At 63.3% G+C, this 22,480-nt stretch carries 21 protein-coding genes; 9 read left to right on the top strand and 12 right to left on the bottom strand.

Annotated elements, in window-relative coordinates:
* Window positions 1-33: 33 nt before the first annotated feature.
* From dnaK to HBH1_RS03950, 5 genes are all read right to left on the bottom strand, one after another.
* The gene (dnaK, locus tag HBH1_RS03970; RefSeq protein ID WP_102661671.1) at window positions 34-1,983 is read right to left on the bottom strand and encodes a molecular chaperone DnaK; all 1,950 of its coding nucleotides are present in this window, start codon (window positions 1,981-1,983) and stop codon (window positions 34-36) included.
* Window positions 1,984-2,138: 155 nt separating this feature from the next.
* Window positions 2,139-2,702 (bottom strand): nucleotide exchange factor GrpE, encoded by a 564-nt coding sequence (grpE, locus tag HBH1_RS03965; protein ID WP_039874169.1) that lies wholly within the window; start codon window positions 2,700-2,702, stop codon window positions 2,139-2,141.
* Between the two features lie 619 nt (window positions 2,703-3,321).
* Window positions 3,322-4,431 (bottom strand): ferrochelatase, encoded by a 1,110-nt coding sequence (gene hemH / locus HBH1_RS03960; RefSeq protein WP_006461794.1) that lies wholly within the window; start codon window positions 4,429-4,431, stop codon window positions 3,322-3,324.
* 53 nt (window positions 4,432-4,484) lie between these two features.
* Window positions 4,485-6,131 carry a DNA repair protein RecN gene (gene recN, locus HBH1_RS03955; protein ID WP_102661670.1) on the bottom strand — a complete coding sequence of 549 codons (1,647 nt, stop codon included), beginning with the start codon at window positions 6,129-6,131 and terminating at the stop codon, window positions 4,485-4,487.
* Between the two features lie 68 nt (window positions 6,132-6,199).
* On the bottom strand, window positions 6,200-7,117 hold the full coding sequence (locus tag HBH1_RS03950) for an NAD kinase (RefSeq protein ID WP_006461796.1): 918 nt from the start codon (window positions 7,115-7,117) through the stop codon (window positions 6,200-6,202).
* A gap of 36 nt (window positions 7,118-7,153) precedes the next feature.
* Here HBH1_RS03950 and HBH1_RS03945 point away from each other — a divergent pair, with 36 nt between their 5' ends.
* Together HBH1_RS03945 and hrcA are read left to right on the top strand one after the other, a co-directional pair.
* Window positions 7,154-7,870 (top strand): HAD family hydrolase, encoded by a 717-nt coding sequence (locus tag HBH1_RS03945; RefSeq protein ID WP_102661669.1) that lies wholly within the window; start codon window positions 7,154-7,156, stop codon window positions 7,868-7,870.
* A gap of 78 nt (window positions 7,871-7,948) precedes the next feature.
* On the top strand, window positions 7,949-8,977 hold the full coding sequence (gene hrcA, locus HBH1_RS03940) for a heat-inducible transcriptional repressor HrcA (protein ID WP_006461798.1): 1,029 nt from the start codon (window positions 7,949-7,951) through the stop codon (window positions 8,975-8,977).
* 120 nt (window positions 8,978-9,097) lie between these two features.
* On the opposite strand, the gene fur is transcribed toward hrcA, so the two are convergent.
* Entirely contained in the window at window positions 9,098-9,523 is a 426-nt protein-coding gene (gene fur, locus HBH1_RS03935) for a ferric iron uptake transcriptional regulator (protein WP_013232645.1), read from the bottom strand.
* Between the two features lie 210 nt (window positions 9,524-9,733).
* Here fur and HBH1_RS03930 point away from each other — a divergent pair, with 210 nt between their 5' ends.
* From HBH1_RS03930 to HBH1_RS03910, 5 genes are all read left to right on the top strand, one after another.
* Window positions 9,734-10,282 carry an outer membrane protein assembly factor BamE gene (locus HBH1_RS03930; protein WP_102661668.1) on the top strand — a complete coding sequence of 183 codons (549 nt, stop codon included), beginning with the start codon at window positions 9,734-9,736 and terminating at the stop codon, window positions 10,280-10,282.
* A gap of 40 nt (window positions 10,283-10,322) precedes the next feature.
* The gene (gene dapB, locus HBH1_RS03925; RefSeq protein WP_102661667.1) at window positions 10,323-11,129 is read left to right on the top strand and encodes a 4-hydroxy-tetrahydrodipicolinate reductase; all 807 of its coding nucleotides are present in this window, start codon (window positions 10,323-10,325) and stop codon (window positions 11,127-11,129) included.
* A 160-nt stretch (window positions 11,130-11,289) separates the two neighbouring features.
* Entirely contained in the window at window positions 11,290-11,988 is a 699-nt protein-coding gene (locus tag HBH1_RS03920; protein WP_006461802.1) for a MotA/TolQ/ExbB proton channel family protein, read from the top strand.
* Between the two features lie 16 nt (window positions 11,989-12,004).
* Window positions 12,005-12,448, top strand: coding sequence for an ExbD/TolR family protein (locus tag HBH1_RS03915; protein WP_006461803.1), 444 nt, complete (start codon window positions 12,005-12,007; stop codon window positions 12,446-12,448).
* Window positions 12,449-12,460: 12 nt separating this feature from the next.
* Window positions 12,461-12,787, top strand: a complete 327-nt coding sequence (locus HBH1_RS03910) for a barstar family protein (RefSeq protein WP_102661666.1) — start codon at window positions 12,461-12,463, stop codon at window positions 12,785-12,787.
* Window positions 12,788-12,887: 100 nt separating this feature from the next.
* On the opposite strand, the gene HBH1_RS03905 is transcribed toward HBH1_RS03910, so the two are convergent.
* Genes HBH1_RS03905 through HBH1_RS03880 form a run of 6 tightly spaced genes read right to left on the bottom strand, consistent with a single transcriptional unit; the run spans window position 12,888 to window position 18,678 of the window.
* Window positions 12,888-13,709, bottom strand: coding sequence for a phosphodiesterase (locus HBH1_RS03905; protein WP_102661665.1), 822 nt, complete (start codon window positions 13,707-13,709; stop codon window positions 12,888-12,890).
* Window positions 13,706-14,809, bottom strand: coding sequence for an ABC transporter ATP-binding protein (locus tag HBH1_RS03900; protein ID WP_102661664.1), 1,104 nt, complete (start codon window positions 14,807-14,809; stop codon window positions 13,706-13,708). Before HBH1_RS03900 ends, HBH1_RS03905 begins: the two co-directional genes overlap by 4 nt.
* Window positions 14,806-15,609 (bottom strand): ABC transporter permease, encoded by an 804-nt coding sequence (locus tag HBH1_RS03895; protein ID WP_077237442.1) that lies wholly within the window; start codon window positions 15,607-15,609, stop codon window positions 14,806-14,808. Before HBH1_RS03895 ends, HBH1_RS03900 begins: the two co-directional genes overlap by 4 nt.
* A gap of 18 nt (window positions 15,610-15,627) precedes the next feature.
* Window positions 15,628-16,521, bottom strand: a complete 894-nt coding sequence (locus HBH1_RS03890) for an ABC transporter permease (RefSeq protein WP_233207506.1) — start codon at window positions 16,519-16,521, stop codon at window positions 15,628-15,630.
* Window positions 16,522-16,542: 21 nt separating this feature from the next.
* Window positions 16,543-17,550, bottom strand: a complete 1,008-nt coding sequence (locus tag HBH1_RS03885; protein ID WP_102661663.1) for an ABC transporter substrate-binding protein — start codon at window positions 17,548-17,550, stop codon at window positions 16,543-16,545.
* Between the two features lie 45 nt (window positions 17,551-17,595).
* Window positions 17,596-18,678: a LacI family DNA-binding transcriptional regulator gene (locus tag HBH1_RS03880; protein ID WP_102661662.1), complete on the bottom strand. Its 1,083-nt coding sequence runs from the start codon at window positions 18,676-18,678 to the stop codon at window positions 17,596-17,598.
* A 559-nt stretch (window positions 18,679-19,237) separates the two neighbouring features.
* Between HBH1_RS03880 and leuS the strand changes: the two genes are divergently transcribed.
* Complete coding sequence (gene leuS, locus HBH1_RS03875) at window positions 19,238-21,895, top strand: leucine--tRNA ligase (RefSeq protein ID WP_102661661.1); 2,658 nt, start codon at window positions 19,238-19,240, stop codon at window positions 21,893-21,895.
* Between the two features lie 28 nt (window positions 21,896-21,923).
* Window positions 21,924-22,463 (top strand): LPS-assembly lipoprotein LptE, encoded by a 540-nt coding sequence (lptE, locus tag HBH1_RS03870; protein ID WP_077237445.1) that lies wholly within the window; start codon window positions 21,924-21,926, stop codon window positions 22,461-22,463.
* The last annotated feature ends 17 nt before the right edge of the window (window positions 22,464-22,480 follow it).

Raw genomic sequence — 22,480 nt, 5'->3', positions numbered from 1 at the left:
TGACGTCAGGTGAAACGACGCGTCAGTCCCGGATTACTTCACTTCCTTGAAGTCGGCGTCGACCACGTTGTCGTCCTTCGCGGCTGCACCACCGGCACCGGCCGCCCCCCCCTGGGCGCCTGCAGCACCGGCTGCGCCACCGGCGGCAGCGGCTTGCGCCTGCTGGTCGGCGTACATCTTCTCGCCCAGCTTTTGCGCCGCGGTCGACAGGGCAGCGGTCTTGGCATCGATGGAGGCCTTGTCGTCACCCTTCAGGGCCTCTTCCAGCTCCTTGATGGCCGCTTCGATGACTTCCTTCTCGCCGCCTTCGAGCTTGTCGCCGTACTCGCCCAGGGCCTTCCTGGTCGAGTGCACCAGCGCGTCGCCCTGGTTGCGGGTCTCGGCCAGTTCCTTCAGGCGCTTGTCTTCCTCGGCGTTGGCCTCGGCGTCGCGCACCATCTTTTCGATCTCTTCCTCATTGAGGCCAGAGTTGGCCTTGATGGTGATCTTGTTTTCCTTGCCGGTGGCCTTGTCCTTGGCGCCCACGTGCAGGATGCCGTTGGCGTCGATGTCGAAGGTCACTTCGATCTGCGGGGTGCCGCGCGGTGCCGGCGGGATGCCTTCCAGGTTGAATTCACCCAGGGCCTTGTTGCCCACGGCCATTTCACGCTCGCCCTGATAGACCTTGATGGTCACGGCCGGCTGGTTGTCGTCGGCAGTGGAGAACACCTGGCTGAACTTGGTCGGGATGGTGGTGTTCTTCTTGATCATCTTGGTCATGACGCCGCCCATGGTCTCGATACCCAGCGACAGCGGGGTCACGTCCAGCAGCAGCACGTCCTTGCGATCACCCGAGAGGACCGAACCCTGGATCGCGGCGCCCACGGCGACGGCTTCGTCGGGGTTGACGTCACGGCGCGGGTCCTTGCCGAAGAACTCCTTGACCTTCTCGATGACCTTGGGCATGCGGGTCATGCCGCCGACCAGGATCACGTCGTCGATGTCGGAGACCTTCACGCCGGCATCCTTGATGGCGGTGCGGCAGGGTTCGATGGTCTTGGCGATCAGTTCCTCGACCAGGGATTCCAGCTTGGCGCGGGTGATCTTCAGGTTCAGGTGGACCGGCGCGCCATTGGCCATGGCGATGTAGGGCTCGTTGATCTCGGTCTGCTGCGAGGACGACAGCTCGATCTTGGCGCGTTCGGCCGAGGCCTTGATGCGCTGCAGGGCGATGGCGTCCTTGGACAGGTCCAGACCGTTGATCTTCTTGAATTCCTCGATGATGTAGTCGATCAGGCGCTGGTCGAAGTCTTCGCCACCCAGGAAGGTGTCACCGTTGGTGGAGAGCACTTCGAACTGCTTTTCGCCATCGACGTCGGCGATTTCGATGATGGACACGTCGAAGGTGCCGCCACCCAGGTCATACACGGCGATCTTGCGGTCGCCCTTCTCTGCCTTGTCCAGGCCGAAGGCCAGCGCAGCCGCGGTCGGCTCGTTGATGATGCGCTTGACATCCAGACCGGCGATGCGACCGGCATCCTTGGTGGCCTGGCGCTGTGCGTCGTTGAAGTAGGCCGGCACCGTGATGACGGCTTCGGTGACTTCTTCGCCCAGGTAGTCTTCGGCGGTCTTCTTCATCTTGCGCAGGACTTCTGCGGAGATCTGCGGCGGTGCCAGCTTCTTGTCGCGCACGCCGATCCAGGCGTCGCCATTGTCGGCAGCCACGATCTCGTAGGGCATCAGGTTGATGTCCTTCTGCACTTCCTTTTCGGTGAACTTGCGGCCGATCAGACGCTTGGAGGCGTAGATGGTGTTGCGCGGGTTGGTCACCGCCTGACGCTTGGCGGGTGCGCCGACGAGGATTTCGCCGTCTTCCTGGTAAGCAATGATGGAGGGCGTGGTGCGCGCGCCTTCCGAGTTTTCGATCACCTTGGGCTGATTGCCTTCCATGACGGAAACGCAAGAGTTGGTGGTGCCCAGGTCAATGCCAATGATTTTTCCCATGATTTTTCCTTCGATCTTTCAGCCCTGGATGCCGGGCTACAGTAGTTTTGGATGTTTTTAATATGTGGAGAAAAGATGGACTTTCAAGCGTCGAAACCACCGGAACAAGCAAAAATGATGCCTTTGGCGCTGTTCCCCCTTCGACGCCGGTCCGCTTACTTTCCCTGGGCCACCGTCACCAGCGCGGGGCGCAACAGACGGTCGGAAATCATATAGCCTTTTTGCAGCACGGCCACGACGGTATTGGCTTCCTGCTCGGCCGGCACGGCCGAGACGGCCTGGTGTTTCATCGGGTCCAGCTTGTCGCCGGTTTGCGGGCTGACTTCCTGCAGCTTGTTCTTGTCGAAGGCCGAGGTCAGTTGCTTCAAGGTCATGTCCACGCCTTCCTTCAGGGATTCCAGCGAGGCGTTTTCGATCTTCAGGGCCATTTCCAGGCTGTCCTTGACGGCCAGCAGGGATTCGGCAAAACCTTCGATGGCGAACTTGTGGGCCTTGGCGATGTCTTCCTGAGCGCGACGGCGGATGTTCTCGCCTTCGGCACGGGCGCGCAGGAAGGCGTCCTGCATCTCGGCAGCACGGGCTTCCGCGGCGGCCAGCTTGTCTTCCAGGGTGGGCTCGGCCGGAGCAGCCTGCTCGGTGGCATGGGCGGCAGCGGCGGCATCCTGCGACTGCGGATCTTGCTGGGCGGTTTGGGCTTCCTGTTTTTCCATGTCTTGCATTCCTGAATTACCTCCAACGAATCGATTGGTGACGTGCATCCGGCAAATTGCGTGCAGTATCGCCGGCGCAAGATGCGGCTCAAGTAAGGCATATCCCTGCATTTTCAAGGGCTATTTAGCCTTTTTTGAGTGGTTTTTTGCCTGATTCTGCCGTTACCGCGTGAAATCCCGAGCGTTGGATAGCGCTTTGGACAGTGTTTACCAGGCCGGCCTTCATGTTCACTCGATGCCGACCTAATATGAATTTAGCCCCCATAGCGGGCTGCCCTCGGACTTATCGTATCAACAAGGTGACATCATGAAACCGCCACTGATTGCGGCCACCATCCTCATCGCCGCCTACAGCCTCTTGGCCACCGCCTGGATCAGCTATACCCATCTGGTCGGCGAATTCACGCTATGAGACTGCCTCCGGGCTGACATCCTGCTTCTGCCGTCGCGACCGCTGGCAAGCTGTGGCGACCCGCGGAACGGCTGCTTTGTTCTTCTATAGAGCAGGCGATTGCGCAGCAGAGGGTTGCATAATAAACAACAGCGATGCATCCCGTCCGTATTCTAGCAGGCTGCACGCAGCATTCCGTCGATTCCGGGCAACTTGTTGTTGCCCCATGACAATGCATTATTGGGAGGCCCCCAGGGCCTTGGCGCGTTCGACGGAAATGAGCGCTTGCCGGGCGGCCTCGTCGCGGGCCGCCACGTTGCTCATGGTGGGCCAGCCGGCCAGGTGCTGCTCGACGATCTCCACCATGCCACCGATCCAGGCTGGGGCTTCATTCAGACATGGAATAAAGTGAAACTCCTTGCCTCCAGCCTGCAGGAAGTCATGCTTGACCTCCATGGCGATTTCTTCCAGCGTTTCCAGGCAGTCACTGGTGAAACCGGGGCACATCACATCGACCCGGCGCACACCCTGGCGCCCCAGTTCCTGCAGGGTCGGGGCGGTGTAGGGTTGTAGCCATTCCGCCTTGCCAAAGCGCGACTGGAAGGTGACCAGATATTCTCCTTCGGACAAACCCAGCGACTGCGCCAGCAGGCGGGCCGTCTTGTAGCACTCGCAATGATAGGGATCGCCCAGCAGCAGCGTGCGCTTGGGAACACCGTGGAAACTCATGACCAGCTTGTCGGGGCGCCCATTGAGCTCCCAATGATCCAGCACCGACTGGCGCAGGGCCTGGATGTAGCCGTCCTGGTCGTGATAATTGCGGATCAGGCGCAGCTCGGGGATGTTGCGCACCTGGCGGTAGTGCTCGAACACGGCATCGAAGATGGAGGCCGTCGTGGTGCCGGAATATTGCGGATAGGCCGGCAGCACCAGGATGCGGGTGCAGCCCTGTTCCTTCAGCTGGTCCAGCACCTGCGGCAGCGAGGGTGTGCCGTAGCGCATCGCATACGTCACCTGCAATTGATGATGGCCGCGCGCAGCCAGCTGCACGCCCAGTGCGGCCGCCTGGCGCTGCGTATGCACACGTAGCGGCGAGCCCTCCTCGGTCCAGATGCTGGCGTACTTGGCGGCGGATTTGGAAGAACGGAACGGCAGGATGATGCCATTGAGGATGAACCACCAGACCGCCCGCGGGATTTCCACCACGCGCGGGTCCGACAGGAACTGCCTGAGGTAGCGGCGCAATGAGGGGGCATCGGGAGCGTCGGGCGTGCCAAGGTTGACCAGCACCACCGCAGTGGAGGCCGGACTGCCGTGGGTGTAGGGAGGTTCTTTGCGGAAGGCCATGGTCGCTTGATTGGATGTTCTTGTGGTGATCGCGGACGATAAGGGATCTGGGATCAGGAGGCCAGCAGTTCGCGTGCGTGCTTGCGCGTGGTGGCGGTGATTTCCAGGCCACCCAGCATGCGGGCGATTTCCTCGACACGGGCCTTGGCATCCAGGCCGTCGATGTCGGACAGGGTCTTGCCACCCTCGCTGCGTTTCTTGACCTGGTAATGCTGGTTGGCCTGGCTGGCGACCTGCGGCAGGTGGGTCACGCACAGTACCTGGCGTTCCTGTCCCAGGCGCTTGAGCAAGCGCCCCACCACTTCGGCCACGGCGCCGCCGATGCCGCTGTCGACTTCGTCGAAGATCAGGGTCGGCACGGTCGTGGCCGCCGAAGCGATCACCGAGATGGCCAGCGAAATACGCGCCAGCTCACCGCCCGAGGCCACCTTCGCCAGCGCACGCGGTGCCACCCCGGCATGACCGGCGACCAGGAACTCCACCTGTTCCAGGCCGTACGCAGCGGGCTCGCCGACATTGAGCGCGATCTCGAAACGACCGCCGGCCATCGACAGGTCCTGCATGGCCGCCGTGACGGCCTCACCCAGTGCAGTTGCCGCCTTGGCCCGGGCCTTGGACAATTTCTGCGCCTGAGACAGGTAGGCGGCCTGCAGCTTGTCTTCCTGGGCGCGCAGGGCGTCGAGGTCGCTGGCGTCGGCCAGCTGCTTCAATTGTTCGGAGAGCTTGCGATATTCCTCGGGCAGTTCATCGGGCTGCACATGGAATTTGCGGGCGCTGGAATGAATCGCTTCCAGGCGCTCTTCCACTTCCTGCAGACGCGCCGGATCGAGCTCCACCCGCCCCAGGTAATCATTGAGCGCATACACGGCTTCCTGCAGCTGGATCTGGGCCGGCTCCAGGGCGTCGAGCACCGGCTTGAGGGCGGTATCGACATCCACCAGCTTGCCCAGCTTCTGCGTGATCGAGGACAGTTGCGAGAGGATCGGCGACTCCGATTCGGAGATCACGCCCAGCGCTTCCTGCGCGCCGCCGATCAGTGCTGCCGCATGCGAGAGGCGGCTATGCTCGGTGCTGATCTCGGCCCACTCACCGGGCTTGACGGACAGTTTCTGCAACTCCGCCACCTGCCACTCCAGGCGCTCGCGCTCCAGCAGCACATTGCGGGCATCCTGCTCGAACTGTTCGCGTTGACGTGCCAGGGCGCGCCAGGTGCGGTGGGCAGCGGCGACCTCACGCGCCTGGTCCAGCAGGCCGGCCTGGCTATCCAGCAACTGGCGCTGGGCATCGGCCTTCATCAGCGACTGGTGCGCATGCTGGCCGTGGATATCGACCAGCATCTCGCCGACCTCACGCAATTGCCCGGCGGTGGCGGCGCTGCCATTGATGTAGGCCTTGCTGCGACCGGCATTGTCGATCACCCGACGCAGCAGCACACCGCCATGTTCGTCGGCGAACTCATGCTCTTCCAGCCAGGCCTGGACCTCGGGCGTAGCGGTGAAATCGGCGCTGACGTCGGCCTTGGCCGCGCCCTCGCGCACCACGCTGGGATCGCCGCGCCCGCCCAGGGCCAGCGCCAGGGCATCGATCAGGATGGATTTGCCGGCGCCGGTTTCGCCGGTGAAGACGGAAAATCCGCGCGCAAATTCGAGCTCGATGGCATCGACAATCACGAAGTCGCGGATCGTTAAGGTACGCAGCATGGTGGTCTCGCAGCGGGTTGGACGGACAGGCCTGAAGAATGGCGCAAGCCGGCATGCGCCGGCCGCGCTTATTGTAATCGGCCTTCTATCGAGGGGTATTCATTCCAGTGCAGCTTCTCGCGCAGGGTGTCGAAATAGCTCCAGCCCTGGGGATGCAGGAAGGTGATCTTGTGCGCCGAACGGCGGATCACGATGCGGTCGCCATGCAGCACGCTGGTGAGCGACTGCATGTCGAAGTTGGCGCTGACCTCGCGCCCGGAAACCACCTGGATCACGATCTCGCAGGAATCCGACAGCGTGATCGGACGATTGGACAGCGAATGCGGCGAGATCGGCACCATCACGATGCCATGCAGGCTGGGGTGCAGGATGGGTCCGCCGGCCGAGAGCGCATAGGCGGTGGAGCCGGTCGGGGTGGCCACGATCAGGCCGTCGGAGCGCTGGTTGTACATGAAGCGGCCATCGACCTCGACCCGCAGCTCGACCATACCGGAGGTGGAACCCCGCGCCACCACCACATCGTTCAGGGCCAGGGCGCGGAAGATCTCGCCGCCCTCGCGATAGACCCGCGCTTCCAGCAGCGAGCGCGACTCGGCTTCGACATTGCCGTCCAGCATTTCGGCCAGAGCCGGTATCATGCGGTCTTGCGCGATGTCGGTGATGAAGCCCAGGCGTCCCTGGTTGATGCCGATCAGCGGTACGTTGTACGGTGCCAGCTGGCGCGCGATGCCCAGCATGGTACCGTCGCCGCCGACCACGATGGCCACGTCCGCGTGATGACCGATCTGCTCGGGAGTCATGCTGTCATAGCCTTGCAGGGCGATGTTCTCGGCGGTTTCGGTCTCGAAGACCACGGTGTGGCCGTGCGACTCCAGGAACACGGCGATGTCCGACAAGATCTGCGCGATGCCGACGGCCTGGTACTTGCCGACGATGGCGACGGTTTTGGGTACGGCTGCCTGAACGGGTAATTTGATGGGCCACATGCTGCGGATTAGACCATAATTTGAGATGACATTGTAATGAAACCAAGCGCTTCCACCCTGCCTCCCCCGCCTATCGAAGCGGTCCTGTTCGACCTCGACGACACCCTCTGGGCCATCGAGCCGGTGCTGGTGCGCGCCGAAGGCCTGCTCTACGACTGGCTGCGCCAGCACGCACCGGCCGTGGCTGCCGCGCATACCGTGGCCAGTCTGCGCGAGCGCCGCATGGCCCTGATGCAGACCGATCCGATCTACCGCATCGACCTCTGGAAGCTGCGCCACACCGCCTTGACCGAGGTCTTCCGCGAACACGATGTGGACCTGACCCTGGTCGATCCGGCCATGGCCCTGTTCTCCGAAGCACGCAGCACGGTCGCGCTGTTCGACGATGTGGAACCGGCACTGCTGCGCCTGAAAGACAAACTGACGCTGGGCTCGGTCTCCAATGGCTTCGCCGACCTCGAACGCATCGGCCTGGCCGGGCACTTCGGCGTCTCCATCGCGGCCCACCGCTTCGGTCGCGCCAAGCCCGATCCGGCGATCTTCCACGCCGCCTGCGAAGCGCTGCAGGTGGCGCCAGGCGCCACGGTCTATGTCGGCGACGATCCCCTGCTGGATGTGCAGGGCGCACAGCAGGCGGGCCTGCGCGCGGTGTGGATGAACCGCTTTGCGCGGACGCTGCCCGATGGCATCTACCCCGATGCCATCTGCCGCGATCTGCACGAGCTGCACGACTGGCTGGCGGCGCAGGCCTGAAGCGCCGGCTGGCGCCAATTCACCTCCGCCGTCACGTCGCTGTCACTCTTTGCATCATAAGCCGCTAGAATATGCACCATGCAACTCGATAACCGCGCCCGCACACTCCTGAAGGCACTGGTCGAACGGTACATCGCCGACGGCCAGCCGGTGGGCTCGCGCGCCCTGTCGAAACTGTCCGGCCTGGAACTGTCACCAGCGACCATCCGCAACATCATGGCCGATCTGGAAGAGATGGGCTTCGTCGCCAGCCCGCACACCTCGGCCGGCCGGGTGCCGACGCCGCGCGGCTACCGCATGTTCGTCGATACCCTCCTGACGGTCGAGGCGATCGACGAAAGCGCGCTGGAAGGCCGCCTGCAGGCTCGCCTGCAGCACAACACCTCGCCGCAGAAGATCATCACCAACGCCGCCCAGGTGCTGTCGTCGCTATCGCAGTTTGCCGGCGTCGTGATGACGCCCAAGCGTGAATCGGCGTTCCAGCAGATCGAATTCCTGCGGCTGTCGGAAAAGCGCATCCTGCTGGTGATCGTGGATCAGGGTGGCGATGTGCAGAATCGCATGCTGCTCACCGAGGTCGATTACACCCCCAGCCAACTGGTCCAGGCCGCCAACTACATCAACCAGCATTACGCCGGCCAGTCCTTCGACCAGGTGCGGCTGCGCCTGCAGGGCGAGCTGCGCCAGTTGCGCGACGACATGACCGTGCTCATGCAGGCCGCCGTGGAAGCCGGCAGCGACGCCATGAGCGAGGAAGCCGACAACAACGTGGTCATCTCCGGCGAGCGTAACCTGCTGTCGGTGAGCGACCTGTCCTCCAACATGAATTCCCTGCGCCGCCTGTTCGACATGTTCGAGCAGAAGACCGGCCTGCTGCAGTTGCTGGATGTGTCCAGCAAGGCCACGGGCGTGCAGATCTTCATCGGCGGCGAATCGCAACTGGTACCGATGGACGACATGAGCATCGTCACCGCCCCCTACGAAGTCAACGGACGCATCGTCGGCACCCTGGGCGTGATCGGCCCCACCCGCATGGCCTACGAACGCGTCATCCCCATCGTCGACATCACCGCCAAGCTGCTCTCCAGCGCGCTGAGCCAGCACTGAAGACGGATACGGCTTCCGCCGACGGAGCCAACGAAAAAAGCCACGTGGGACATCACGTGGCTTTTTCATCTTCTTTGCAAAGGATTGCCTGCGTAAATATCCGCAAGCAAGGCCCCTGGTTTATTTCTTCAGCTTCTTGCAGTTCTTGCAATGTCCGTACAACGCCAGGGCGTGGTCGGCGATTTCGAAACCGTGTTCCTGGGCAATCTTGAGCTGGCGCTTCTCGATCTCGGCATCGAAGAATTCCTCGACCTTGCCGCAGTCCAGGCAGACCAGGTGGTCGTGGTGCGAGCCTTCGTTCAATTCGAAGACCGCCTTGCCGGTTTCGAAGTGGTTGCGCTGGAGCAGGCCGGCCTGCTCGAACTGCGTCAGCACGCGGTAGACGGTGGCCAGGCCCACGTCCAGATTGTCGGAGAGCAACTGTTTGTAGACGTCTTCGGCGCTCAGGTGGCGCACGGAGGTGTTCTGGAAGATTTCCAGGATCTTCAGGCGTGGCAGGGTGGCCTTCAGGCCGCTGGCCTTCAGTTCGGATGGATTGTTCGGCATGGTAGAGTGGGTTCCCGGTTTTTACTGGTCTCAAACAGGCGCGCTGGTCCGCTGGGAGGGCCTGGGGACCGCTCCGGCCGGGCTGGTGGGGCAGCCTTTTGCGTCCGGAACGCACTCATGCCTATTTAAGAAGTAAGTTCTAGCTTATCATATAGCGCTTTAGGCTCATGGCTCAACCCGGTTGAAAACTTTATGCGCATGCTTTCCCGAATGAAGTCCCGTCATCAAACCGCCGCAATCGGCGTCGTCGCGGTCCTGGCCCTGCTGGCGGGCTGTTCCTCGACCAAGTCGCCCGAGCAGGCGGCCCCGACCGACACCTCGGGCGTGAAGGTAACCGGCAAGAGCAACAGCCTGTTCGGCTTCCTCAAGCCCTACCGCATCGACATCCAGCAAGGCAATTTCGTCTCCAAGGAAATGGTGGCCCAGTTGCGCCCCGGCCTGACCCGCGACCAGGTGCGCTTCGTGCTGGGCACCCCGCTGCTGACCGACATGTTCCACGCCAATCGCTGGGATTACGATTTCCGCCTGGCCAAGGGCAATGGCGAAATCATGACCAGCCGGGTCTCGGTCTTCTTCAAGGATGACCTGCTGGATCACGTCGAAGGCGGCGAGAACCTGCCCACCGAGAGCGAATACCTGACCCTGATCACCGACTCCAAGGTCGGCGCCAAGGCCAGTTTCGGCGCCGACAAGGACAAGGCCGACAGCGAAATCAAACCGGCCTCTCCCGTGGCGCCCTCCTCGGCCACAGGCAAGTAAGCAATACCCGTCTCCCGTCATCCGTCATTCCGAGTTTCCCATGACAGTACTGAATATCGCAGTCGCCGGCGCCTCCGGGCGCATGGGCCGCATGCTGATCGAAGCCATCCTCAACGCCGACGACCTCAAGCTCTCCGGCGCCCTTGACACCCCCAGCGCACCGGCCATCGGCACCGATGCCGGCCTGTTCCTGGGCAAGACCACCGGCGTGCTCATCGAATCCGACCTGGCCCGTGGCCTGGCCGGTGCCGACGTGCTGATCGATTTCACCCGTCCTGAAGGCACGCTGAAGCACCTGGAGTTCTGCGCTGCGCATGGCGTGAAGGTCGTCATCGGCACCACCGGCTTCGACGCCGAGGGCAAGACCGCCATCGCCGAATTCGCCAAAAAGACCGCCGTCATGGCCGCTCCGAACATGAGCGTGGGCGTCAACGTGACCCTCAAGCTGCTGGAACTGGCCGCCAAGAACTTCTCGCACGGCTACGACATCGAGATCATCGAAGCGCACCATCGCCACAAGGTGGACGCCCCCTCCGGCACCGCCCTGAAGATGGGTGAAGTCATCGCCGACGCGCTGGGCAAGAATCTCGACGACGTCGCCGTCTACGCCCGCGAAGGCGTCACCGGCGAGCGCGATCCGTCCTCCATCGGCTTTGCCACCGTGCGCGGTGGTGACATCATCGGCGAGCACACCGTGCTGTTCGCCGGCATCGGCGAACGCATCGAGATTGCGCACAAGTCGTCCAGCCGCGTCTCGTACGCCATGGGCAGCCTGCGCGCCGCGCGCTTCCTGGCCGGCAAGGAGAGCGGTCTGTACGACATGCAGGACGTGCTGGGCTTCAAGTAAGCCTGGCCCGGAACCACAGGAAATGCCCGACGCTGCCGCGCCCCACCAGGTCCGGCAGCGAATTTTTTTGGGGCAGGCCGCTCCAAGCGACAGCCCCCCTTGATTGCTTCCGATTGACCCATCGCCGCGCTGGCGCGGCGCTTTCCCGAAAGAACGCAATATGGAACCGAACGTTGGATTTGCCCACTACTGGGCGCAAGGCGATGCCGTTTCCCACTCCGTCGCCTATCTGCTGCTGATCATGTCGATCGCCAGCTGGTACTACATCCTCTCCAAGGCCTGGGCCGCCTGGCGCATCCGCCGGGGTAGCAACGCGCTGGAACAGTTCTGGCAGGCCCCCACCCTGGCCGACGCCACCGGTGCCATGCAGCGCCTCGACAGCGAGCAGATCTACAGCCCCATGGCCGAGCGCGCCGCCGAAGCCGCCGACATCGGCACCCGCCAGCAAGGCACGCCCTCGCTGAATGCCGCCACCGACCCCGGCGAACTGATCACCCGCACCCTGCGCCGCGAAATCAACCGCGTCTCGGCCCGTCTGGAACGCGGCCTGACCCTGCTGGCGTCGGTGGGCTCCACCGCCCCCTTCGTCGGCCTGTTCGGCACCGTCTGGGGCATCTATCACGCGCTGGTGGCGGTCTCGGCCAGCGGTACGGTACAGATCGACAAGGTCGCCGGCCCCGTCGGCGAGGCCCTGATCATGACTGCGCTGGGCCTGCTGGTGGCGATTCCGGCGGTGCTGGCCTACAACGCCTTCACCCGCATCAACCGCGTGGTGCTGGCCGAACTCGACGGCTTCGCCCACGACCTGCACGCCTATCTCACCACCGGCGAACGCGTCGGCGGCATGCGCAAGCCATGACACCCGGGAGCCCATCATGAGTTTCGGCGGATTCAACGACAACCAGAACTCGGCCCCGATGGCCGACATCAACGTCACCCCGATGGTGGACGTGATGCTGGTACTGCTGGTGATCTTCATCATCACCGCGCCCATGTTCACCCACGCCCTCAAGCTGGACCTGCCCACCGCGCAATCGGCGCCGGCCCCTGAAAAACCGGAAACCATCACCCTCGGCATCGATGCCGCTGGCAAGCTGTACTGGAACGACCAGCCGGTCAGCGAAGAGGAAATGGACAGTCGCCTGGCCGATGCCGCCGGCAAGAAGCCACAGCCCGAGCTGCAGCTGCGCGCCGACAAGTCGACCCGCTACCAGACCATCGCCGAGGTGATGTCGGCCGCGCAGTCTGCCGGCCTGACCAAGCTGGGCTTCGTCACCGACCCCAAGGCCAGCAGCAAGACGCAAGCCAAAGCCAACTGAAAGAGATAGCACATGGCCACCGTAACACTGGCGGGCGACCGCATCACCGACTGGGAGAGCTTCCACACCGAGAGCGCGCAAGCCTTCGGCTTTCCCGATTTCTATGGCCGCAACATGGATGCCTGGGTGGATTGCCTGTCCTACCTGCGCGATGACGAAGGCATGTGCAAGTTCAAGCTCAAGCCCAAGGAAGTGCTGGTCATCGAGATCAGCCACAGCGCCGAGTTGCATCAGCGCCTGCCGGACCTGGTCGAGGATGTGGAATTCTGCTGCACGGCCATCAATGACCGCTGCGAGGATTACGGCGAAGCGCCGGTGATCGAGCTGATCTGGAAGTAGATCGGCGCGGTTGACTTATCTTTCGTATCGCTGCGGCCGGATGAATTGATCTCTATTGCAGATCAATCCATCCGGCCCCTTCAATCACATTCAATCGACTTCAATCGATCAGTTCATCGCCGTCATAGAACGGATACGGCCCATCGAACTCACCGATGAATGCCGTATGGCTCACCAGGCTGCGCGCCTGCGCATCCCACCAATGCAACTGGTAGCCCGGCGGCTCCATCACGAAACAGGATGGCGCCTGCGGATCCAGGTCCAGTTGCACCTGATGTGACACCCCCGGACAGGTGGTGGCCAGCGTGCCCGCGAAACGCCGCTGGATGGAGCGATGCAGGTGACCGCACAGGATGCGCTCCACCTGCGGGTGCTTCTTCACCACCGCTTCCAGCACCTGCGGATTGACCAGCCCCATGTCATCCATGTGTCCGATGCCGGTCGTAAACGGCGGGTGGTGCATGGCGATCACGGTGGGCCGCTCCGGCTGCTGCGCCAGCACCTCATCGAGCCACTGCATGCTCTGCACCGACAACTCGCCACCGCTGGCACGCGGGATCACCGTATCGAGTGCCACGATGCGCACCGGATAATCCTCGACCACATACTCGATGCGTTCACCGCCCTGCTGCAGGTAGGCGTGCCCGGGAAAGGCCGCCCGCAGCGCGTTGCGCTCGTCGTGGTTGCCCGGCAGCAGGTAGTAGGGCATCGTCAGCGGCGCCAGCAGCTCGCGCAGGCAGGCATATTCGGACGGCTTGCCGAAGTCCACCAGGTCGCCGGTGATGACCAGCACATCCGGACGCTGCTTCAGGCCGTTGACCTGCGCCACGCAACGGCGCAGGCTCTCGGCGGTATCTACCACCCGGTACGACTTCTTGCCATCGGTCTTGATGTGCAGGTCGGAAATCTGTCCCAGTATCATGCATTCTCCTTCTCGGCGGCGGGCACCATCTTCACCAGGGCCTCGGCCGGCACCCGCAGCGCGATCTGCTGGCCGGCTTCCCACCAGCCACGGCGGCTGGTCTCGGCGATGACCGGGCGCTCCGCCCCGATCTCGATTTCAAAGCGGGTGCGGTCACCCAGGAAAAAGGTATTGATCAGCTTGCCGCGCAGGCATTGCGCATCGGCTTCGGTGATATCGACCACCTGCACATCCTCGGGACGGAACATGGCCCACACCGGCTGGCCCTGCTGCGTCGCATTCATCGGATTGCCGGCATCGGGCAGCGGCAGGCTGCCATTGGGCAGCAACAACCTATCTCCGGAAACGATACCTTGCACGCGATTCATCGCACCGATGAAATCGGCCACGAAGTCATTGGCAGGATGATAGTAGATCTCCCGGGGCGTGCCGATCTGCGATATCTTGCCGCGCTCCATCACCACGATGCGGTCACCCAGCGCCATCGCCTCACCCTGGTCGTGGGTGACATAGATGGCGGTGATGCCGAGGCTGCGCAAGAGCTTGTTCAGGTCACTGCGCACCGCTTCGCGCAACTTGGCGTCGAGCGCTGTCAGCGGTTCATCCAGCAGCAGCACGCGGGGCTCCATTGCCAGCGCCCGGGCCAGCGCCACACGCTGCTTCTGGCCACCGGAAAGCTGGTCCACGCGACGATGCGACAGCCCCTGCAGATGCACCATCTCCAGCAGCTTTTCCACGCGCTCGGCGCGCTCGCCGGCCGGAATCTTGCGGATCTTCATGCCGTAGGCGATGTTCTCGCCCACGCTCATGTTGGGGAACAGCGCATAGTTCTGGAATACCATCCCCACGCCGCGCTTTTCGATTGGCAGCGCGGTCACGTCATCCTCGCCGAAGAGCACACGACCGCCCTCGTCGGGAAATTCCAGACCGGCAATCATGCGCAGCGTGGTGGTCTTGCCGCAGCCCGACGGGCCCAGCAACACCAGGGTTTCACCGGGATGGATTTCCAGATCCAGCGGCTGCAGTGCCCGCGTACCGTTGGCGAAGGACTTGGCACACTGATGTAGGCGAATGGAAACGGCTTCTTTCTTGGACTTCATAGACTGACTTTCTTGCGTGTTGCCTGGGTCGCCCACTGCATGCCGATCAGGAGCGGAATGATCATGAAAAAGAAGATCAGCGTATAGGCCGATCCCACCTCCAGCCGCATCGATGCATAGGCATCGGCCAGGCCCACCGGCAGGGTCTGGGTCAGCGGCGTGTGCAACATCCAGGTGATATTGAATTCGCCGATCGACAGGGTCACCACCATCAGCGCGCCGGCCAGGATGCCGGAGGCCGCATTGGGGATCACGATGCCGAAGAAGCGACGCAGGCGCCCCGCGCCCAGGCTGGCAGCGGCTTCTTCCAGCTGCGCCAGTTGCGAGGACTGCATCACCGCCAGCACCGGGCGCACCATGAAGGGCAGCGTGAAGAGCACATGCCCCACCAGGATGAAGAGGATGCTGGCGCGGAACTGGCGATACTGCCCATAGGCCATGATCAGCGCCAGCGCAGTGGCCAGGCCCGGCACCGCCACCGGCATCATCAGCAGCTCCTCGATCACCCGTGCCAGGCGGCTATGCCCACCGCGATAGCGCGCCAGCATATAGGCCAGCGGTACCCCCGCCACCAGCGTCACCGCCAGGCAGGCCAACGCAATGAACAGCGAGCGCCAGATGGTGGGCTGGTACATCTCCCACACCTGGGCCACCCAGCGCAGCGTGAGTCCGCTGGACAGGCCCACGAAGAAATTCTCGGTGACGCCGGCCAGCATCGACAGCACCACCGGCACCACCAAGAAAGCGCACACCAGCAGCGTAAAGGCCAGTTGTACGTAAAAACGCAATCGGTTCTGCATCATCGTTCCTTGCGCGCCTTACGCCGCAGCCGCCACGCCGCTGCCGGTGAGCGAGCGCGCCAGGGCCAGCATGGCCCAGGTGATCAGGCCCAGCACGATGGACAGCGAGGCCGCTGTGGCGAAGTTGGCGTAACCGGTAAATTCGTTGTAGATGGTCATGGGCAGCACATCGATATTGGCGGCCAGGGTAAAGGCCGTACCGAAGGCGCCGACGCTGGTGGCAAAGCAGATCGCCCCCGACGAGATCAGGGCCGGCAGCAACGCCGGCAGCACCACATGCAGCAACACCTGCCAGGGTCTCGCGCCCAGCGAACGGGCCGCCTCTTCCAGCGAGGGGTCGAGTTTCTCGGCCGCCGCCACCACCGTCAGGATCACCCGCGGAATGGAGAAGTACAGGTAGCCCAGGAACAGCCCCGCCAGCGAGTACGCAAACACCAGCGATTCCCCGAACAGCCAGTTGGTGAAGCTGCCGATCAGGCCTTGGCGCCCGGCCAGCATGATCACCATGAAGCCGACCACCACGCCGGGAAACGCCAGCGGGAAGGTCAGCATGGCCAGCAATACCGACTGGCCGGCAAAGCGGTTGCGTTGCAGGAACAAGCCCACCATCACCGAGATCGCCAGCGTGGCCAGGGTCACCACCGCCGACAGCGCCAGCGTGGACAAGAGGCTGGCGAAATAATGGCGATTGGTCAGCACCGACAGATAGGCCATGGCACCGTCCGGGCCGGATGCGCCGACCCCGATCAGGCGCGCCATCGGCAACAGCCAGAAGGCGCAGAACAGGGTCAGGCCCGGTGCGGCAAACCACAGCCACACGCCGCTGCCGGCGCTGCGCACACCGGCGCCCGGTTTGCGCTCGGGCTTGAGCACGCCCGGCGCACCTGGCGTAGCGGGGATGGCGTTTTTCATGCTTGCTCCTGCGTCCCGCATTTATCGCACTTCAGCCAGGTAACGCTCGCCGAACTTGCGCTGCGCTTCGGCCATCTTGCCGTAATCGACCGACTTGGCGCGGGCGTATTCCGAGGCCGGCAGGAAGCGCGATTCGGCTTCCTTGGACATGGCCGCAGCACGCAGCGGACGCAGATAGGCGTTGGCCCAGATGGCCTGCCCCTGGTCCGACAACAGGAAGTCCAGCACCTTCTTGGCCTCGGCCTGGTGCGGCGCATTCTTCACCAGCGACACCACGTAGGGCACGGTCACGGTGCCTTCGGTGGGGATCACGAAGGCGACGTTGGCGTGGTCCTTGTACTTGGCGCGATAGGCGTCGAAGTCATAGCCCAGCAGGATGGGAATCTCACCCGAGATCAGGCGCGCATAGGAGGTCTGCTTGGGCACGATGGGCTGGTTCTTCTGCAGGTTCTTGAAGTAGCCGATGGCGGGCGAAAAGTCGTCCAGCGTGCCACCCAGGGCCTGGTTGATCGCCACCGCGCCGACGTAGCCGACGAAGGCCGAGGCCGGATCCAGGTAGCCGATCAGGCCCTTGTATTCCGGCTTCTGCAGGTCAGCCCAGGACTTGGGGACCGGCTTGCCCTTGAGCGCGTCGACGTTGACCATGATGCCCATGGTGCCGGAGTGGATGGTGAACCAGTAACCGTCCGGGTCCTTCAGGCCATTGGGAATGTCGTTCCAATTGGCCGGCTTGTAGGCGGCTACCAAATCCTTGTTCCTGGCTTCGATGCCGAAGGACACACCCAGGTAGGTGAAGTCGGCCACCGGGCTGGCCTTTTCGGCCGTCAGCTGGGCCAGGGCCTGGCCACTGTTCTTGTTGTCGGGCGGCACGGTGATGCCGGTCTTGTCCTTGATCGCCTTGATCTGGGCAGCCCAGTCGGCCCACTCCGGCGGACAGTTGTAGCAGATCGCGGTCTGGGCAGAAGCAGCAACGGAAGCCGACAGCAGCAGTGCGCCGGCAGCGGTTTGAATAACACGTTTCAGGAACATGTCAGATCCTTTCCTAGAGGTTGAACAACGAAAGCACGACAAAATTCAGGACAGCGAATGCGCAGCCGGCGGCGGCGCCACCGACCCGCCCTCGCGCAGTACATGCGGCAGGATGTGACGCAGCGCCGGCTGGGCAGACTGCGGGGACTGCGATGACGGGCCGTCGGCCGCCGCCGGCACGGCACGCTCGATGGCTTCCACCAGCGTGCGCAGGGCGACATCACCGATGCGCTCGGAAGGCTGCACCACGCTGGCCAGCACCGGAGCCATCAGGGCGCCGACCGGGATGCCGTCGAAGCCCATCACCGAGATATCGCCCGGCACCTGCAGACCCAGTGCGCGCAGGTCGCGCATGGCGCTCAGCGCCAGCAGGTCGTTGGAGCAGAACAATGCGGTGGGGCGCTGCAGCGGGTCGGCCATCATCTGCTGGTAGTCGGTGGCGGCGGTGAGGGTATGGCGCTCCACTTCGATGGCCGGCAGCGGCGCCAGGCCGGCCGCCTGCATCGCATCGAGATAGCCGTAATAGCGCTGCATGGCACGGTCGGACGCATTGAAGCGCCCCGACAGCATCTGGATACGCCGATGGCCCAGCCCGATCAGGTGGGCCACCGCATCACAGGCGGCAGCCCGGTTATCCACCGAGACCGAGGCGCGATGGGTGGTCGGGCCGGATGTGGCCAGCTGGTTATAGGTGAGGACGAAAGGGATGCGTTCACGTTCCAGCAGGTCCAGCGTGGCATTGGAGCCGGCATCGGCCACCGTCAGGATCACCCCGTCCACCCGGTGCCCCAGCAACAGCTCGACGGCCGCCGATTCTTCCTCCGGCAAGTATTCGGTGGTGGTAAACATCACCGAGTAATCCAGCGCGCGCGCCGCCAGTTCTATGCCCTGCAGGCACTGGGCGAAGACGGTATTGGACAGCGTCGGCACCACCACCCCCACGGTGCGCGAATTGCCGGCCCGCAGATTGCGACCGGTGAAATTGGGCCGAAAACCCAGTTCGGCGATGCTGCGATGGATCTTCTCGGCCGTTTCCGCGCTCACCGAACCAGGCTTGTTGAGCAGGCGGGACACCGTGGCGATGGACACACCGGCCAGATGGGCAACTTGTTTGATGGAAGGACGCACGGCGGCACCAGGGGGCGAATGAAAACGATTTCATGATGCCGTCCGATTGTTACGACCTCATGACCATGCGCGACCAGCATGCGGTATGCCGCAGGCGGCCGGGGCGCCGGGACGCCGGGACGCCCGGGGGGCGGCCCCAACCAGGGGCGCCAAATTCATCGGCTCTATCGTAAAAAAATAGCTTTTTCGCAATTTTTCGATATTTGATGAGAACAAATTCGAGAATCGACATCGCCCGACGTGAAGATGGTTTCATACGTCTGCTCGATCAACAACACCGCCTACAGCCGCGCGAATCCAGCCGATCCGTCCCCCCTGACCGGCCGGATGCACGTAGCTGCGGTCCCTGTTGCCGCCCTGCTCTGGCACAGGGATCTTTGCCCGCCTCCGGCTTTTTCCAGGGGGGCGGGCTTTTTTTGTTTCCCGTCGGAAAACCCCCATCCAGGCCTGCCCCTGGCCTGAGGGGCGCAGACTGCGTCGACGGGGTGGCGAGCCGGTATAATGCAGGGTTTCGAATCGCATTCCCTTCCCAACCGAATCCCATCCGTATCAGCCCGTCATGCAAGATAAATACAGCCCAGCCGAAGTCGAACAATCCGCGCAGCAGCACTGGAACGCCATCGACGCCTACAAGACCGTCGAAAACGCCCGTGACAAGCAAGGCCGCGACAAGAAGAAGTTCTACGCCTGCTCGATGCTGCCCTACCCCTCCGGCAAGCTGCACATGGGCCACGTGCGCAACTACACCATCAACGATGTGATGTATCGCTACCTGCGCATGAACGGCTACAACGTCCTGATGCCAATGGGATGGGACGCCTTCGGCATGCCCGCCGAGAACGCCGCCATGGCCAATGGCGTGCCACCGGCGCAGTGGACCTATTCCAATATCGACTACATGAAGTCGCAGATGCAGTCCATGGGCCTGGCCATCGACTGGTCGCGCGAGATGACCGCCTGCCGTCCCGAGTATTACAAGTGGAACCAGTGGATGTTCCTGAAGATGCTGGAGAAGGGCATCATCTACAAGAAGACCGGCACCGTGAACTGGGACCCGATCGACCAGACCGTGCTGGCCAACGAGCAGGTCATCGACGGCCGCGGCTGGCGCTCGGGTGCGGTGATCGAAAAGCGTGAAATCCCGATGTACTACGCCCGCATCACCGACTACGCCGACGAGCTGCTGGAACACGTCGAGACCAAGCTGCCCGGCTGGCCCGAGCGCGTGCGCCTGATGCAGGCCAACTGGATCGGCAAGTCCACCGGCGTGCGCTTCGCCTTCCCGCATGAGATCAAGGACGCCAGCGGCCAGCTGATCAACGACGGCAAGCTGTTCGTCTTCACCACCCGCGCCGACACCATCATGGGCGTGACCTTCTGCGCAGTGGCCCCGGAACATCCGCTGGCCACCCTGGCCGCCGAGAACAACCCGGCCCTGCAGACCTTCATCGCCGAATGCAAGCAAGGCAGCGTCATCGAAGCCGACATGGCGACGATGGAAAAGAAGGGCATGCCCACCGGCCTGTACGTCACCCACCCGCTGACCGGCGACAAGGTCGAGGTCTGGGTCGGCAACTACGTGCTCATCACCTACGGCGATGGCGCCGTGATGGGCGTGCCGGCGCACGACGAGCGCGACTTCGCCTTCGCCCGCAAGTACGACCTGCCGATCAGGCAGGTCATCGGCGTGGAAGGCAAGACCTACTCCACCGACGCCTGGGAAGAATGGTACGGCGACAAGGAAGCCGGCAAGACCATCGCCTCCGGCAAGTACGATGGCCTGGGCTACCAGGCGGCCGTCGATGCGGTGGCAGCCGACCTGGCTGCACAGGGCCTGGGCGAAAAGAAGGTCACCTTCCGCCTGCGCGACTGGGGCATCTCGCGCCAGCGCTACTGGGGTACGCCCATCCCCATCATCCACTGCCCGGATTGCGGCGACGTGCCGGTGCCTGAAAAGGACCTGCCGGTGGTGCTGCCGGAAGACTGCGTACCGGACGGCAGCGGCAATCCCCTGAACAAGCATGAGCAATTCCTCAAGGTCGACTGCCCCAAGTGCGGCAAGCCGGCCCGTCGCGAAACCGACACCATGGACACCTTCGTGGACTCGTCCTGGTACTACATGCGCTATACCTCGCCGGGCAGCAACGACGCCATGGTCGATTCCCGCAATGATTACTGGATGCCCATGGATCAGTACATCGGCGGCATCGAGCACGCCGTGCTGCACCTGCTGTACGCGCGCTTCTGGACCAAAGTCATGCGCGACTTCGGCCTGGTCAAGTTCGACGAGCCCTTCACCAACCTGTTGACGCAGGGCATGGTCCTCAACGAGACCTACTATCGCGAAGAAGCCTCGGGCAAGAAGATCTGGATCAACCCGGCCGATGTGGAACTGACCTTCGACGACAAGGGCCGCCCGGTCTCGGCGATCCTCAAGACCGACGGCCAGCCTGTGGAAATCGGCGGCACCGAGAAGATGTCCAAGTCCAAGAACAACGGCATCGACCCGCAAGCCCAGATCGACCAGTACGGCGCCGATACGGCCCGTCTGTTCACCATGTTCGCCTCGCCCCCGGAACAGACGCTGGAATGGTCGGGTGCCGGCGTGGAAGGCGCCAACCGCTTCCTGCGCCGCGTGTGGGCCTTCGGCTACAACAATGCCGCGCGCATCACCGCAGCCGGCGCCATCGCTGCCATCGACGCGACCCAACTCGACGATGGCCTGAAGACCCTGCGCCGTGAAGTCCACAAGGTGCTGCAACAGGCCGACAACGACTTCAAGCGCATCCAGTACAACACCGTGGTCTCGGCCTGCATGAAGATGCTCAACACGCTGGAAGCCGCCAAGCCGGCCGCCGGCGCGGCCGGCGACGCGGTCCTGGCGGAGTGCTTCTCGATCTTCCTGCGCGTGCTCAATCCGGTGGCGCCGCACATCACCCACGTGCTGTGGCAGCAACTGGGCTACGCCGCCGCCCAGGGCGACATCCTCGACGCCGACTGGCCGCAGGTGGATGCTGCCGCCCTGGAACAGAGCGAGCTCAAGCTGGTGGTGCAGGTCAATGGCAAGCTGCGTGGCGAGGTGACGGTTCCCAAGGATGCCGACAAGGCCGCCATCGAAGCCGCTGCCCTGGCCAACGAGGATGTGAAGAAATTCCTCACCGGCGCCCCCAAGAAGGTGATCGTGGTGCCCGGCAAGCTGGTCAACATCGTCGCCTGATCCGGCCCAACCCAACTGACGGAACTCCATGCACGCTCAAGTCCAAATCAAGCGTTTCTCGCAATGGCTGCTGATGGCCCTCGCTGCCGTGATGCTCACGGCCTGCGGCTTCCACATGCGCGGCGCGGCCGATCTGCCCTTCAAGACCATCTACCTCGGCTTTGCGCCCAACTCCGCCGTCGGCGTGGAACTCAAGCGCAACATCGAGGCCAGTGGCGCCAAGGTGGTTGCCGACGCCAAGGATGCCGAAGCCAACCTGAAGGTGTTGGCCGACTCCCGCGACCGCCAGGTGCTGACCTTGAACACCAACGGCCGCGTGCGTGAATATGCGCTGTTCCAGCGCTTCACCTTCTCCGTCACCGACCCCAAGGGTGTGGTGGTGATTCCGCCCACGGCCATCACCCTGCGTCGCGTCATCACCTATGACGAGAACCAGGAACTGGCCAAGCAGGCCGAGGAAGCACTGCTCTACCGCGACATGCAGTCCGACCTGGTGCAGCAGATCCTGCGTCGCCTGGCGGCCTCGAAGTCGGCCATCAGCACCGAGAAGGCGCAGTCGGATTCCTGATCCGGCCACGCACAATC

Origin of the sequence: Herbaspirillum sp. BH-1, from assembly GCF_002870055.1 — a bacterium.
Classification (GTDB): domain Bacteria; phylum Pseudomonadota; class Gammaproteobacteria; order Burkholderiales; family Burkholderiaceae_D; genus Herbaspirillum; species Herbaspirillum frisingense.
This window is presented reverse-complemented; position numbering and strand designations above follow the sequence as displayed.